Source organism: Streptomyces sp. RLA123 (assembly GCF_056270165.1).
In genome coordinates this window covers 6,175,316-6,189,305 of record NZ_JBWDOR010000003.1, presented here as the reverse complement: position 1 = coordinate 6,189,305, position 13,990 = coordinate 6,175,316, and the positions used below count along the sequence as shown (strand labels likewise).

General features: G+C 74.2%; 9 protein-coding genes and 1 pseudogene. 4 read left to right on the top strand and 6 right to left on the bottom strand.

All coding sequences use genetic code 11. The features are described 5' to 3' along the window. The first annotated feature begins 118 nt into the window (after positions 1 to 118). Positions 119 to 1,363, top strand: a pseudogene (locus tag RV983_RS28245) (RNA-guided endonuclease InsQ/TnpB family protein). Positions 1,364 to 1,402: 39 nt separating this feature from the next. Here RV983_RS28245 and RV983_RS28240 read toward each other — a convergent pair. Together RV983_RS28240 and RV983_RS28235 are read right to left on the bottom strand one after the other, a co-directional pair. Then, positions 1,403 to 2,542 (bottom strand): methyltransferase domain-containing protein, encoded by a 1,140-nt coding sequence (locus tag RV983_RS28240; protein WP_475988533.1) that lies wholly within the window; start codon positions 2,540 to 2,542, stop codon positions 1,403 to 1,405. 574 nt (positions 2,543 to 3,116) lie between these two features. Next, entirely contained in the window at positions 3,117 to 4,688 is a 1,572-nt protein-coding gene (locus RV983_RS28235; RefSeq protein ID WP_475988532.1) for a carboxyl transferase domain-containing protein, read from the bottom strand. Between the two features lie 150 nt (positions 4,689 to 4,838). On the opposite strand from RV983_RS28235, the gene RV983_RS28230 reads away from it, so the two are divergent. Together RV983_RS28230 and RV983_RS28225 are read left to right on the top strand one after the other, a co-directional pair. Beyond that, positions 4,839 to 5,153: a hypothetical protein gene (locus tag RV983_RS28230; protein WP_475988531.1), complete on the top strand. Its 315-nt coding sequence runs from the start codon at positions 4,839 to 4,841 to the stop codon at positions 5,151 to 5,153. A 75-nt stretch (positions 5,154 to 5,228) separates the two neighbouring features. Beyond that, positions 5,229 to 5,966 carry a DUF2637 domain-containing protein gene (locus tag RV983_RS28225; RefSeq protein ID WP_475988530.1) on the top strand — a complete coding sequence of 246 codons (738 nt, stop codon included), beginning with the start codon at positions 5,229 to 5,231 and terminating at the stop codon, positions 5,964 to 5,966. Positions 5,967 to 6,059: 93 nt separating this feature from the next. Here RV983_RS28225 and RV983_RS28220 read toward each other — a convergent pair whose 3' ends face one another. The 3 genes from RV983_RS28220 to RV983_RS28210 form a co-directional block, all read right to left on the bottom strand. Beyond that, positions 6,060 to 6,947 carry an esterase/lipase family protein gene (locus tag RV983_RS28220; RefSeq protein WP_475988529.1) on the bottom strand — a complete coding sequence of 296 codons (888 nt, stop codon included), beginning with the start codon at positions 6,945 to 6,947 and terminating at the stop codon, positions 6,060 to 6,062. A 185-nt stretch (positions 6,948 to 7,132) separates the two neighbouring features. Further along, complete coding sequence (locus RV983_RS28215) at positions 7,133 to 8,149, bottom strand: DNA polymerase Y family protein (protein WP_475988528.1); 1,017 nt, start codon at positions 8,147 to 8,149, stop codon at positions 7,133 to 7,135. Further along, positions 8,146 to 11,616 (bottom strand): DNA polymerase III subunit alpha, encoded by a 3,471-nt coding sequence (locus RV983_RS28210; RefSeq protein WP_475988527.1) that lies wholly within the window; start codon positions 11,614 to 11,616, stop codon positions 8,146 to 8,148. The genes RV983_RS28215 and RV983_RS28210 overlap by 4 nt, the downstream gene beginning before the upstream one ends. A gap of 180 nt (positions 11,617 to 11,796) precedes the next feature. Here RV983_RS28210 and RV983_RS28205 point away from each other — a divergent pair, with 180 nt between their 5' ends. Beyond that, on the top strand, positions 11,797 to 12,678 hold the full coding sequence (locus RV983_RS28205) for a nuclease (protein WP_475988526.1): 882 nt from the start codon (positions 11,797 to 11,799) through the stop codon (positions 12,676 to 12,678). Here the strand turns inward: RV983_RS28205 and RV983_RS28200 are convergent. Then, positions 12,665 to 13,912: an amidase gene (locus RV983_RS28200; RefSeq protein ID WP_475988525.1), complete on the bottom strand. Its 1,248-nt coding sequence runs from the start codon at positions 13,910 to 13,912 to the stop codon at positions 12,665 to 12,667. The genes RV983_RS28205 and RV983_RS28200 overlap by 14 nt on opposite strands. Positions 13,913 to 13,990 lie beyond the last annotated feature (78 nt).

The following is a 13,990-nucleotide window of genomic DNA, read 5'->3' as shown; positions in this document are numbered from 1 at the left end:
TTCAGGCCGGGGAGGAATGGGTCCGTTGGTCTGAGCCGCGAAGCGGCGGAGTTCTCTGCGCATCTGTCCTGACCTGCACTCTCATTGGTTGTCAGTGGGGGCTGTTAGGTTCCGGGGCATGACGACGACTGCGACGGCGGAGGAGGAGTCCGGGCCTGCCCGGTACACCTACCGGCTGCGGGTGTCGTCGACAGCGCGTGCCGGCCTGGAAGCGGAGTGGGCGCGGTGCCGGTGGGTGTGGAACGAGTGCGTGGCCGTGTCCCGCAAGGTCCACGCCCTGAACAAGACCGCCCGGCGGAAGATCACGTGCGGCCCGGCGCAGCTCGACAAGATGCTGACCGAGGCCCGGCGGTCGATGGCGTGGCTGCGGGACGGCAGCTCGGTGCCGCAGCAGCAGACGATCCGGGACTTCGCGAAGTCCCGTGCCAAGGCGTTGAAGGACATCGCGGCGCGGCTGCCGATGCCGCAGCGCGCAGGAATGCCCCGCATCAAGCGCAAACGCGAGGCCGACCCGTCGCTGAACTACACCACCCGGGGCTTCCGGATCAAGGACGAGCGCCTGCACCTGGCGGGTGGCATCGTGCTGACGGTGGTGTGGTCCCGTGACCTGCCCGCCGCCCCGACGTCGGTGCGCGTCTAACGGGACAGCTGCGGCCACTGGTACGCCTCCTTCGTCGTCGCCGCCCAGGTGCAGCCGCTGCCCGCCACCGGCGCAGTGATCGGTATCGACTGGGGCGTTGCTGAGACCGCGACCACGACCAGCGACCTCCACGACCTGCCCCACGCCCAGCACGGCAGGACCGCCGCGGCGAAACTCGCCCTCTACCAGAGGATGATGGCCCGCCGGCGAACCCCGAGGGACGCGCCGGACACCGGCGGGTACCGCAGGGCGCGCCAAGCCGCCGCGAAGGTGTCCAGGAAGACCGCCCGCCGGAGGCAGGACACCGCCCGCAAGTGGGCCAAGCGCGTCGTGACCGACCACGACGCCATCGCCGTCGAAGACTTCCGGCCGAAGTTCCTGGCGAAGTCCACGATGGCCCGCAAGGCGGCGGACGCGGCGATCGGCGCCACGAAGACGGCCCTGATCGAGATGGGCCGCAAGCACGGGCGGGACATCCGCCTGGTGCATCCCGCGCACACCACCATGGACTGCGCGGCGTGCGGAGCGAGAACCAAGCACGCACTGCCTCTTTCCGAACGTACCTACACCTGCACCACGTGCAAAGTCGTGTCCCCCAGGGACAAGAACTCCGCCCGCGTGATGCTCGTCCGGGCTGGTCTCAACCCGGCTGGTGCCGATCGTGCAAGCGCTGGCGGACCGCTGGTCCCCAGCCCACGTGAGCCAGGAATCGCCGCCCTATAGGACGGGGAGGATGTCAATGTGGTTCGCTCTCCCGGCGGGTCAGGACACGGCGTTTGTCGCGGCCATTGTGCTGCAGCCGCTCGACGGCAGAGCGACGGCACGGCCGGGGGCCTTCGGGTCGTGGGCGATGGTGTCGCCGGGCTCGTGCAGGTGCAGTACGAACCGCTCCCCCGCGCGGTAGGCGTCCAGCCCGGCCCGGCAGTACGCGACCATGTCGTCCGGCAGCGCGTCCAACGGGAACCAGCCGAGCTCCGAGCACTTGTCGGGCTCGCGGTTGACCGGTTCCCGGCCGGTCCCGTCCGCGACGAAGAACCAGCCGATGCGCGCGTCACCGCCGGGCGCGCGGTGCTGCATGACCAGCGCGACGGAGACGTCCTCGGTGTGCAGCGCGACGCCCACCTCCTCGTACGCCTCGCGGATCAGCGCCTCCCGGACGTCCTCACCGGCCTCGACATGGCCGGACGGCGCGTGCAGCAGGCCGTCGGCGTACCCGGTGTTGAGGCGACGGCCGAGCAGCACACGGTCGCCGCGCCGCAGAATCAGGTGGACGTCGACGATCTCGCTGTGGCGCCGGGGCGGGGCCGGCCGCACCACGGCCGCGTAACGCTCGTCCCGGACCGGACGGCCCCACAGGGCAGTGTCGTGGGCGAGCTGCTCGATCTCCGTGCTGCCGGCCAACGGTGCCACCAGGGCAGCGAGTTCGGCTGCCGTGATGCCCGCCGGCTCCGCCTCGCCCCAGCGTCCCTCGACCAGCACGATGCGCCCGCCGCGCCGCAGCAGCCCCGCCCAGCGGCGCAGCGCCGCCGCCGGGTCGGGCAGCGCCCACAGCATGTGGCGCACCAGCACCACGTCGAACCGCCCTGCCGCCACGGGCGGATGCGCCGCGTCGCCGACGACCGCCCGCGCGCCGGTCCCCGCCAGCTTCGCCCTGGCCAGGGCCACCATGCGCGGTGACCGGTCCACGCCGGTCACCCGGTGGCCCTGCTCCGCCGCCAGCGCCGCGAGGCTGCCCGTCCCGCACCCCAGGTCCAGCACGTCCGCCGGCGCGTCCGGCAGCCAGCCCCGCAGCCGCCCCGCCCATGCCGCCCGGACCTCCGGCTCGCGCAGCCCGTGGTCCGGCTCCTCGTCGAAACGGTCCGCCGCGGCGTCCCAGTACGCGTCCCCGCTCACATCGTCCACCCACCGATCCTGTCACCCCCCACCGACAACGCCCCTGGCAGCGACCGGGACGCCCCCACGGTGCCGTGGCGGCCCCGAGCGACGGGCTCACGATGCGCGCGCCGGTCCAGGACACCGTGCCGCCGGCGCGTGCGGTCCTGCCCGGGAGGCCGCTCCCGGCCACCGGCCCGCCGGCGACCGCACTGCCCTGGCTGCGGCGGCGACTTCGGCACCGCACAAAAGCCTTCCGCCAGCCGCCGCCCACCCCCGCGTACAGGTACGCGACCACTCACCGGACCACCCCACAGGCGCCATGACGGCTTCCACCTCCGAGCCGGCACAACGCGGCACTTTCGACGCCGCACAGAAGCCCTCCGACAGCCGCCGCCCACCCCCGCGTACAGGTACGCGACCGCCCACCGGACCACCCCGAGGGCAAGCGGCGACCGGCACGCGACGCACGGAAGGATCCGGACGCCGTGTCACCGACGCGCGGCACTGCGCGGGCCCGGCGGCGCCTGCTGCCGCCCGCGCCACGCCACGCCGGCAACCTCCCGGGGAGGCCCTCGTCACGGCGGACGGCGTGCGCGCCCGCTCAGTACAGGCCCAGTTCGCGGTAGCGGGCGCGGCGGGCGGCGAGGCGGGCGGCGCGGGGCAGGGTGCGGAGGGTGGCGAGTTCGTCGCCGAGGATCGTGCCGAGGCGGGCGAGGAATGCTTCGGGGGCGTCCGCGGCGTCTCCCGCGCCCGTTCCGCCGGACGCCTCCTCGACGACGCGGTCGACGATGCCGCGCGCGAGCAGGTCGGCGGAGCGTACGCCCTGGCGGGCGGCGACCTCGTCGGCCCGCTCGGTCGTCCGGTACAGGATGGCGGACGCGCCCTCGGGCGGCAGGGGGGACAGCCACGCATGACGGGCGGCCAGTACCCGGTCCGCGGGCAGGAGTGCGAGGGCGCCGCCGCCGGCGCCCTGGCCGAGGAGGAGGCAGAGCGTGGGCGCGGGCAGGGTCACCAGGTCCGCGAGTGAGCGGGCGATCTCGCCGGCGAGGCCGCCCTCCTCGGCCTCCCGGGACAGCGCGGCGCCCGCCGTGTCGACGACGGAGAGCAGCGGCAGGTCCAGTTCGGCCGCGATACGCATGCCGCGGCGGGCCATCCGCAGTCCGGCGGGGCCGAGGGCGGGGGGCCGTCCGTCGCCGGCCCCCCGCCGGTCGTGGCCGAGGACGACGCACGGGGTGCCGCTGATCCGGGCGAGCGCGAGCAGGAGTCCGGGGTCCCGCTCCCCCGCGCCGGTGCCGCTGAGCGGCGTCACGTCCTGGCCGGCCACCGCCAACAGGGCGCGCAGTCCGGGCCGTTCGGGCCGTCGCGAGCGGCGGACCGACTCCGCGGCCGGCACATCCCGCGCGGCGGCGCCCGCGTCGTCCCGCCCGCCGGCGTCACCGGCCGGGGTGGCCGGGGCGGCCGGGGCGGCCGTGTCGCCGCAGAGCACCGCGAGCGCCCGCGCCGTCGCCCCGGCGAGCAGCGTGAGCGGCAGGACGGCGTCCACGATGCCGTTGGCCAGCAGGTTCTCCGCGACCTGCACCCCGGGCGGGAACGGCTCGCCGTACAGGGCCTCGTGCACGCGGGGCCCGAGGAAGCCGATGAGCGCCCCGGGTTCGGCGGCCGTGACGTGGCCGAGCGAGCCCCAGGAGGCGAGGACGCCGCCCGTGGTGGGGTGGCGCAGGTGGACCAGGCAGGGCAGTCCCGCCGCCTTGTGGTCGGTGATGGCCGCGGCGACCTTCACCATCTGGAGGAACGCGATGGTGCCCTCCTGCATGCGCGTCCCGCCGGACGCCGGGGAGGCCAGCAGCGGCAGCCGTTCGCGGGTGGCCCGCTCGATCGCCCGTACCAGCCGCTCCCCGGCGGCCACGCCGATCGATCCGCCGAGGAAGCCGAACTCGCCCGCCACGACGGCCACGCGCCGCCCCCGCACGTCGCCCTCGCCGGTGACCACCGACTCGTCCAGCCCGGTCCGGGCGCGGGCCCTGGCGAGGTCGGCCCGGTACTCCTCGCCGTCCAGGTACGGGGGCAGCGGGGGTGGTGGGGACAGGGGACGGTCCCAGCCGCGCCAGCTCCCGGGGTCGACGAGGGCGTCGATGAGCTGCAGAGAGGCGGGGCGGCGGGGCGGTTCGGTCATGGGGACACCCTGCCATCCCCCGGATGCGTTGGCCCGCAGGTCAACACGCCGGTGTGGAGCGGCACTCGGGGCGGGCGCGAGCGCCGTCCGGCGCGCCGGGGTCACTCGTGTGGCGCAAGTCCATCACGTGCCGGCCGTCGTTGTGGGGATGTGGCTACAGTCAATCCCCAGAGCGCGCCTGAGGCGTCGTCCGGGAGCGCGACCCCCCGGACCGTCCCGGCGTCCGTCCGCCGCACGTACCCCCCGCGCACCTCGCCCGGTTTCCCCCTCGGGGAATGGGTCTTCATCCCGCGGACCGACCACTTCCTCGGCAGCGCCTCGGACGCCTACATCGAGCGCGGCGACGAGCGGGTCCCCCTCGTCCACTGCTCGTCGGAACTGGAGCAGTTCACGAGGGAGATGGCCGGGATCGAAGGGGACTTCACCCGTCGCTGCTCCGGCATCGACCCGGCGGCGCCGTACTGAGGGACCGCACCCTCCCCCTTGCCCGCGTCCCCAGCTCCCGTTGTTCCCACGCCCGGCCCCGACAGGAATGCCTTCATGCCGCCTTTGCAGGACCGTTTCCGCCCTGAGAATGGTCTGCCGTACGAGGATCATCTCCACGGTCCCACCATTTACAGCCCCCGCCAGTCCACCGACGACACCTCGGGACACGGGATCTTCTCCGCCCCGGACTTCGACGTGCTCAACGGGGCGTGGGCGTCCGAGGAGGAGCTGGCGCAGCTGCTCGACCAGACCGGGCCGGAGGACGAGGAGGACGTCTTCCAGCACGCCCCGGACACCGCGACGCACGAACTCCCGCTCACGCGGCGCCGCCACCGCAAGATCCGCCGGGCCGCGCTGCGGCGCCGGCTGACGCGGACCCAGACGCTCAGCTTCATCGCCGCCGCGCTGGCGGCGACCATCGTGGCCATGGTGAGCGTGCTCGGCGGGATGATCGCGCACGACCCGCTGCGGAACATCGCCTCCGCCGACGGGTCCTCGGGCCTGGCCGACTGGTGGCCGCTGCTGGTGTACGGCCCGTGGATGGTGGCCTCGCTGTCGATCCTGCGCGCCGCCCTGCACCAGCGCCGCGCGCCGCACTCGTGGGCGGTCGTGCTGCTCTTCTCGGCGTTCGCCATCCTCTTCTGCATCGCCTGCGCCCCCAGGACGATCACCAACTGGACCGTCGCCGCGCTGCCGGCCATCGCGGCCCTGTCCTGCTTCCACCAGCTCGTCCGGCAGATCACCCTCACCAGGCCGCCGCGGCGCACACCGCGCAGCCGGAGGCATTCCTGAGACGGACGACGAACCACCGCCGTGAGGTGTTTCCGGTCCCGTCCGGGACCGGAAACAGTGGCGGAACGTGCTCGCCGGTGGTTCGGGCGGGGATCAGCTGAAGACGTCCGTGCAGTCGGTCCGGGTGGCGTGCGCCGGGTCGAGGGCGTTGGCCGTCTCGTGGAAGACGATGCGGTCGGTCAGCCCGATGAGGACGTGCTCGGACAGGTCGAGCGCACACAGGTTCTGGAGCACCACGTTGTGGACGTCGGGTCCCGACAGGAACTGTGAGGTGTACGGCGTGACGACCTCGTCGTACTTGGTCGAGATCACCGTGTAGTGAATGCCGGGAAGGGTGTCGCCCCCGGCGTTCAGCTTGGTCAGGAAGGCCGATCCGGCCATCTGGTCGGTGAGGCCCTGGGGCAGGAGTCCGTCGATGACCTCGCCCGCCCCGGGGAAGTAGGGCAGCAGGTTGAGCAGCCCGTTGAGGTCGGTGCCGTGGTTGTCGGCGCCGATCCCGACGAGCGCGTTGACCTTGGCGGCGCCGCCCAGGAACTTCATGTAGTAGCGCGGCATCATGCCGCCCTGGGAGTGCCCGACGATGTCGACCTTGCCCGCGCCGGTGGACGCGAGGACCCGGTCGACGTAGTCGGCGAGCTGCTGGGAGGACGCGGTGATGGAGCCGAGCCCGTAGAACACCGGGACGCCGGGCAGCTGGCCGTAGTCGAGGGAGTAGACGCAGTACCCCCGCGCGACGAGGTACGGCGCGAGGCCGAGCCAGTTGTCGATGGAGTTGCCGAAGGTTCCGTGGACCAGGACGACCGGGCGCGGGTGGGCGGCGGAGGGCTTGCAGGACCAGTTGTTCCAGCCGCTGCCGGGGGCGGAGGCGGCGGTCCGTGCGGAGGCGGCGGCGGTACCGGCCAGGGCCGGCGTGACGGTGAGGGCCGCGGCGAGGGTGAGGGCGGACAGGAGCCGGAGCGTTGTCCGTCTGAAGGGCAGCATCGAGCGATCTCCTCGCAGGTGGGGGAAAGAGCAGGGGGGACCGTTCCCTGACGACCTGTGATCCGGATCACAAGATTGCTGAGCTTCCGTCAATTTACGCACGGGTAACAAAAACCGACCAGCTACTGGTCGGTAAAGAATGTGTCACACCGTCTTCACTGTCCTGTGATAGAGGAGCCCTGCGGCTACGACGCCTTGCGGAACGTGGCGGCCGGGCGCACCGCGCCGAAGCCGAACCGGGCGTTCACCCGGTCCACGGCGGCCTCCGCCGTCAGGTGCACCGCGCGCATCGGGTCCAGCGAGAGCTGCTGGGCCACGCGGTCGGCACCGGTGAGGTCCTCGGCGCGCAGCCCCATACCGGCCAGGCGCGCCCGCTGGAGGCCGGCCGCATCCATCAACCGGTAGGCCAGGGCCCGCAGATCCTCCTCGTGCGCGGACGGCTCCGCGAGTCGCCGGGTCTTCTCCCAGTGCCCGTTGCCGGTGAACCGCAGCGTCAGGGACAGGGACCCGGCGGCCTGCCGGCGGCCGCGCAGCATCGCCCCCAGCCGCACCACCAGGTCGAGGAGCGCGGCCCGGGCGGCAGGGCCGTCGAGCTCGTGCCGGGTGAACCGGTGCGTCACACCGGCCGACGGCGGCAGGTCCCTGGGGGCGACGGGGCGGGGGTCCGTGCCGCGCGCCCGTTCCGCGGCCAGCCGGCCCGCGCGCCGGCCCAGGATCCGTTCGACGACGCCCGGCGACACCGCGGCGACCGCCCCGATGGTGTGCAGCCCGTACGTGCGCAGCACCTCGGCCTGCCGGGGGCCGATGCCGTGCAGCGCCTCGACCGGCAGCGGCGCCAGGAAATCGTCCGCCGCGCCCTCGGGCACGGTCAGGACGCCGCCCGGTCCCGCCACGCGGTCCGAGGCCGTCGCCGCCACCGCCCAGGTCTCCGCGACCCCGATCCGCAGGTCCGTGGCCAGCCAGGCCGACGCACGCAGTCGTATCAGCCCCGCGATCCGCTCGGCGTCCGCGCCGAAGTACCGCTGCGCGCCGCGCACCTGCACCAGAGCCGCCCGGGGCGGAACGGCCTGGACGACCGGGGAGAACGCGCGCAGCAGATCCAGCACCGCCCGATAGCCCTCCTCGGGCAGTTCCGGAGCACAGCGCACATGCAGAATGCCCGCCGTGCCGTCCCGTCGCCGCCCGGCGCCGCCGTCCGTCATCGTCCCGCGCTCCCCGGGCTGGAGTGCCAGAGCTTGCGGCCGGTGGGGACGCCCTCGCCTGCCGGGCGCAGATCGGCCCAGGGGTGCATCTCGTAGCCGGTGGACATCCGGACCCGGCGGCCGTCGGGCGGCGGGACGGGCAGGCCCACGGGCTCGTCCGGAGTCCCGCCCGGGGTCTCGGCCAGCCGGGCCGCGACCGCCTCCAGGCCGCCCTCCTTGCGCAGTTCGACCAGTTCGGCGAGGTTCCAGGCGGCGGCGCCGACGACGGACAGGCTCTGCGGGCCGCGGCGCTGGACCACCCCGCGGACCAGCAGCAGCCAGGAGTGGAAGACGGTGTGCGCGCAGGCCTCGTGGCTGTCGTCGAAGAAGGCGAGGTCGACCAGGCCGGTGCCGTCGTCGAGGGTGGTGAAGATGACCCGGCGCCCGGAGCGGATGGGCGGGGTCTGGGTGGCCGCCTTGGCGCCGGCGACCAGGACGGTCTCGCCGTGCCGCACCTCGCGCAGCCGGTTCGCCGGGATCGCGCCCAGTTCCTCCAGGAAGGCGAGGTGGTCCTCCATCAGATGCCGGGAGGCGTCCATGCCGAGCACGCCGAGCTCGGCGCCGAGCCGTTCACCGGCGTCCATGTCGGGCAGACCGGCCGGCGGGGACGCCGCCGCCTCTCCCCCGGTGAGGGCCAGCTGGCCGTCGTACGCGGAGGCGCGGCCCTGCCGGTGCAGCTCGGCGACCTGGAGCAGCAGGTCGCGGCGGTTGCCGCCGAACAGGTCCAGCGCGCCGACCTGTACCAGCCGTTCGGCCACGGCCCGGCCGGGACGGGCCCGCTCCCACAGGTCCTGGAGCGAGGTGTAGGGCTGCCCGGCGGTGATCCGGGCGACCTCGGCCTCGCTGATGCCGTGCACCTCCGACAGTGCGAGCCGCAGTCCCCACACCCCGGCACCACCCCCCTCGTCAGACACCAGTTCGATTCGATAGCCCGCACCCGACCGGCTGACATCCAGCGGCAGCACCGGCACCCCGCGCCGCCGGGCGTCCGCGAGCAGCAGCCGCTTGGGGTACATGCCCGGGTCGTGGGTGAGCACCCCGGCGTAGAAGGCCGCCGGATGGTGCGCCTTGAGCCAGGCCGACTGGTAGGTGGGCACGGCGAAGGCGACGGCGTGCGCCTTGCAGAAGCCGTACGCGCCGAAGGCCGAGACGATCTCCCAGGTGTGCCGGATGACCTCGCGGGGGTAACCGCGCTCCCGTGCCCGGGCCGCGAACCAGGCCCGCACCCGGCCCTGCCGCGTCTCGTCCGACAGCGCCCGCCGGGCCTCGTCGGCGAACCCCCGGTCGCAGCCGGTCATCACGCGCATGATCTCGATCAACTGCTCGTGGAAGACGACGACTCCATAGGTCTCGCTCAGCACGTCCTCCAGGTCGGGATGCGCATAGTGGACGGGCTTGCGGCCGTGCCGGGCGTCGATGAAGGGCCGCACCATGTCGGCGGCGACCGGGCCCGGACGGAAGAGCGAGATGTCCACGACCAGGTCGTGGAAGGTACTGGGCTGCAGCCGCCCCACCAGGTCGCGCTGGCCGGGCGACTCGATCTGGAAGCAGCCCAGGGTCTCGGCGGAGCGGATCAGTTCATAGGTGGCCGGGTCGCCCGGCGGGACCTGCGCCGGGTCCTCCAGGTCGATCCGGCCGCCGCCGGTCCGTTCCACCTCGTCCAGGGCGTGCGCCATCGCGGACTGCATCCGCACCCCGAGCACGTCGAGCTTGAGCAGCCCGAGGTCCTCGACGTCCTCCTTGTCGAACTGCGACATCGGGAAGCCCTCACCGCTGGTCGGCATCACCGGCGTACGGTCCAGCAGCCCGGCGTCCGACAGCAGCACCCCGCACGGGTGCATGGCGACCCCGCGCGGCAGCGCGTCCAGCGCCTCGACCAGCTCCCACAGCCGGCCGTGGTCCTCCCCCGCCACCTGCCGCAGCTCGGGCAGTTCGGCGAGCGCGGCCCGCGCGTCGCGCGCCCGGATGTGCGGGAAGGCCTTGGCCAGCCGGTCGGTCTGCTCCGGTTCCAGCCCCAGGGCGGCCCCCACGTCACGGACGGCGTGCCGGACCCGGTAGGTCTCGGGCATGGCGACGGTGGCGACCCGCGCGCCGCCGAAACGGTCCAGGATGCGCCGGTAGACCTCCAGCCGGCGGGCGGACTCCACGTCGATGTCGATGTCGGGCAGGGAGGCGCGCCGCCCGGACAGGAAGCGCTCCATGAGCAGGCCGTGCTCGACGGGGTCGGCGGCGGCGATACCCAGCAGGTGGTTGACGAGCGAGCCGGCGCCGGAGCCGCGCGCGGCGACCCGGATGCCCATCTCCCGTACGTCGGCGACCACTTGGCCGACGGTGAGGAAGTACGAGGCGAAGCCGAGCCGCTCGATGATCCGCAGTTCGTCCTCCAGCCGCGCCCAGTAGCCCGGTTCGCGGTCGTGCCCGGTGCGGACCATCCCGGCGGCGCAGCGCGAACGCAGGACGCGGTCGGCCGTGCGGGCGACGGCCCCCACCGTCTCCGGCTCGGGGAAGTGGACCTGCCCGATCCCCAGGTCGTCCGCGGGGTCGACGGCGCAGGCCGCGGCGGTCTCCTCGGTGGTGCGCAGCAGCCGGTGCGCGTCCGTGCGGCGGAGGCCGGCCGCCTCCATGACCCGCTCGGCGGTGCGGGCCATGTCCCCCGCGTCCTTCAGCCAGCGCTCGCCGCCGTCCAGACTCTCCGGCTTGCGGATGTCGACGGGCACGAGCCGGCGTGCCGAGTCCAGCACGTCGGCCACCTCCCCCTGCCCGGGGTCGGCGTAGCGGACGGCGTTGGTCAGCACGGGGATCACCCCCTGCTCGGCGGCGAATCCGACGATGCGCGCGGCCAGCCGCAGCGATCCCGGCCCGGTGCCGGCGCGGCCGTGGTGGGCGGCCTCCAGGCGCAGCGCGTCCCCGTACGCCGCGCGCCAGGGGCGCAGCAGCTTCGCGGCCCGGTCGGGGCGGCCGGCGGCGAGCGCCCGGCCGACCTCGGAGTCCGCGCCCAGCAGCACGAACACCCCCTCCTGACCCAGGTCCGCCCAGCCCAGCCCCGCCTCCCCGGCGTGGGCGGCGCTGATCAGCCGGCACAGCGCGGCCCAGCCGCGCCGGTCCCGGGCGAGGAAGACCGCCCGGTCGGTCGCCTCCGGGACGAAGGAGCCCCCGCGCACCGGGGTGCGCCGCCGGCCGCCGGACGGTCGGGCGGCCTGCCCGTCGTACGCCGCGGGCACCGCGAGCGAGGCCCCGAACAGCGGCCGCACCCCGGCCCGCGCGCAGGCTTTGGCGAAGCGCACCACACCGGCCACGGTGTCCCGGTCGGTCAGCGCCAGCGCGTCCATGCCCCGCTCGGCGGCGCGCTCGGCCAGCCGCTCGGGGTGCGAGGCCCCGTACCGCAGCGAGAAGCCGGAGACGGTGTGCAGATGCGTGAATCCCGGCATACGCACCTCCGACCGCTCACGTCTCCCCCCTTCCGGACCCTCCGGCACCCACCATAGACCACTTCTCGAACGCATGTACGAAGACATGCCGGAGACACGCCGGATCCCTGTCCTCCGCCACCCTTCGCGTGGTTTCCTGCACAGGACGTCACTGCCGGCGCACCCGAGGGGGAAGTCGCCATGCCGATGCTGCTGGTCAAAGGGTCCTTCCAGATAACCGGCACCGAGCCGGACGGCGACACCGTGGGCTTTGTCCCCGCCCGCCACCCGGACTGGAACCGCGTCCCGGGAGCGGCGCGGCTCGACCTCACCAACTCCTGCCGGGGCAAGCTCCGCCTGGACGCCGTCGACGCCCTGGAGACCCACTACGGCCCGGCCCCGGCCCCGGCCCACCAGCCGCTGCCCTTCGCCCACGCGGCCCGGGACGAACTCCTGGCGTGGCTGGGGTTCACCGATGTGCGGCGCGCGCCGGACAGCGAACGGGTCTCCTCCGCCGTCCCCGAGAGCGTGCCCGGGTGGATCCTCACCGGCGGCGTCGACGTGCACGGCCGCTGCATCGCGCTGGCCGGGCGCGGCCCGCTGCCGGAGGGCACGCGGAGCGGCCAGGAGGTGCCGGTCGGTGTGCCGCTGCTGCGCCGGACGGTCAACCACCATCTGATCGCGCAGGGCCTGGCCTACCCGACCTTCTACAGCGACCTCTACGAGGACCTTCGCGAGGAACTGGCCGCGGCCGTCCGGCAGGCCAGGACCGCGGGGGCCGGACTGTGGCCGCAGGACGCGAGCACCGCGGGCGCGAAGGTCACCGGACTCTCCTCGCTCACCGACGAGGCGGTGATCGTCCCCAAGCTCTTCCGGCGCCTCTTCGACCACCTCGCACCCGGCGAGTTCCCCCTCGGTTCCTTCCGCGCCTTCCTCGCGGGGGCGGCCGACGAGTACCGGATCCTGTCCTCGGCCACCCCGCACGCGCGGGTGCGCGGGCTGCACCACGTCGTCGAGGTCACGGACGACGGCACGGTGCGGATGACCCGGCCGATCGAGGACCTGGTCTTCACCGAGGCATGACGGCCGGGGCCAGCTCGACGGCCCGGAGCAGCAGTTCCTCGTCCTCCCCCGGGCGCCCCACGACCTGCAGCCCCAGCGGCAGGCCGTTCGCGGCGTACCCGGCGGGCAGACTCACGGCGGGGAAGCCCGCGTTGCTCCACGGCAGGCACATCACCGAGTCGCCGGTGCTGTCGAGGCCGAACGGGGCCGGACCGGTGGCGGACGGCGCCAGCCACACGTCGATCCGCTCCATCGCGTCCAGCAACCGTCCTCGGACGTCCCGCCGTTCCCGCACGGCCCGCTCGTAGTCCTCACGGGCGATCGCCTGCCCCTCGCGGATGGCGGCGACGGTCTGCTCACGGTAGAGGTGACCGTGGCGGGGGAACCAGTCGGCATGCGTGCGGGCGACCTCGTAGCGGTTCATGGTGAACAACTGCCGTACGACCGCCTCGAACTCGCCGGGGGCGTCCATCACCGGCACCTCGCGCACGGTCCAGCCCGCCGCCGCCAGCCGCGCGGTCTGCGCGGCGAAGGCCGCCCGCGCCTTCGCCCCCGCCCGGTCCAGGTACGGCCCGACCGGGACGCCGAGCACCGGCCGCCGGACGGTCCCCGGCTCCGGCTCGTCCGGTTCCCGCCAGTCGTCGCACAGCACGGACGCGCCGAGCGCCGCGCCCGCGACATCGGCGGCGAGCACCCCGACCGTGTCGAAACTCGGGGCGTTGGCGATCACCCCGTCCACCGGGATCCGCCCGAAGGTCGGCTTGAAGCCCACCACCCCGCAGAAGGCCGCGGGCCGGATCACCGAGCCCACGGTCTGCGTACCGACGGCCAGCGGCACCATGCCCGCGGCCACCGCCGCCGCCGATCCGCTGCTCGAACCACCCGGCGTGTGGGCGGTGTTGTGCGGATTGCGGGTGGGCCCCGGCGCGGTCACCGCGAACTCGGCCGTCACCGTCTTCCCCGCGATCAGCGCCCCCGCCGCGCGCAACCGGTCCACCAGCGGTGCCTGCGGTCCTGCCAGCACCTCCGCCGGCACCCGCGACCCGGCACGGGTCTGCGTCCCGTCGCACCGCACGATGTCCTTGACACCCACCACGACCCCGGACAGCACGCCCGGCGGCGCCGCGGCCGCCTCCGCCGCGAGCCGGCCCCGCCGGTCGGGCTCGGGCACGAACGCCCTCACCCGGGCGTCGAGCCGGTCGATTCGGTCGGTGCAGTCACGCACCACCACAGCGGGATCCACCTGGTCCGTCACGGCGGTTCACGCTACGCCCCGGCCGCCCTGGAGGGGGGCGGACTTGCGGCGATCGGACGCGTGTGGCCGGAAAGCACC

Coding starts and splice junctions, on each gene's coding strand:
- RV983_RS28215 (WP_475988528.1), bottom strand. CDS start 8,149: ATGACGGACGGCGGCGCCGGGCGGCGACGGGACGGCACGGCGGGCATT.
- RV983_RS28210 (WP_475988527.1), bottom strand. CDS start 11,616: ATGCCGGGATTCACGCATCTGCACACCGTCTCCGGCTTCTCGCTGCGG.
- RV983_RS28225 (WP_475988530.1), top strand. CDS start 5,229: ATGCCGCCTTTGCAGGACCGTTTCCGCCCTGAGAATGGTCTGCCGTAC.
- RV983_RS28220 (WP_475988529.1), bottom strand. CDS start 6,947: ATGCTGCCCTTCAGACGGACAACGCTCCGGCTCCTGTCCGCCCTCACC.
- RV983_RS28205 (WP_475988526.1), top strand. CDS start 11,797: ATGCCGATGCTGCTGGTCAAAGGGTCCTTCCAGATAACCGGCACCGAG.
- RV983_RS28235 (WP_475988532.1), bottom strand. CDS start 4,688: ATGACCGAACCGCCCCGCCGCCCCGCCTCTCTGCAGCTCATCGACGCC.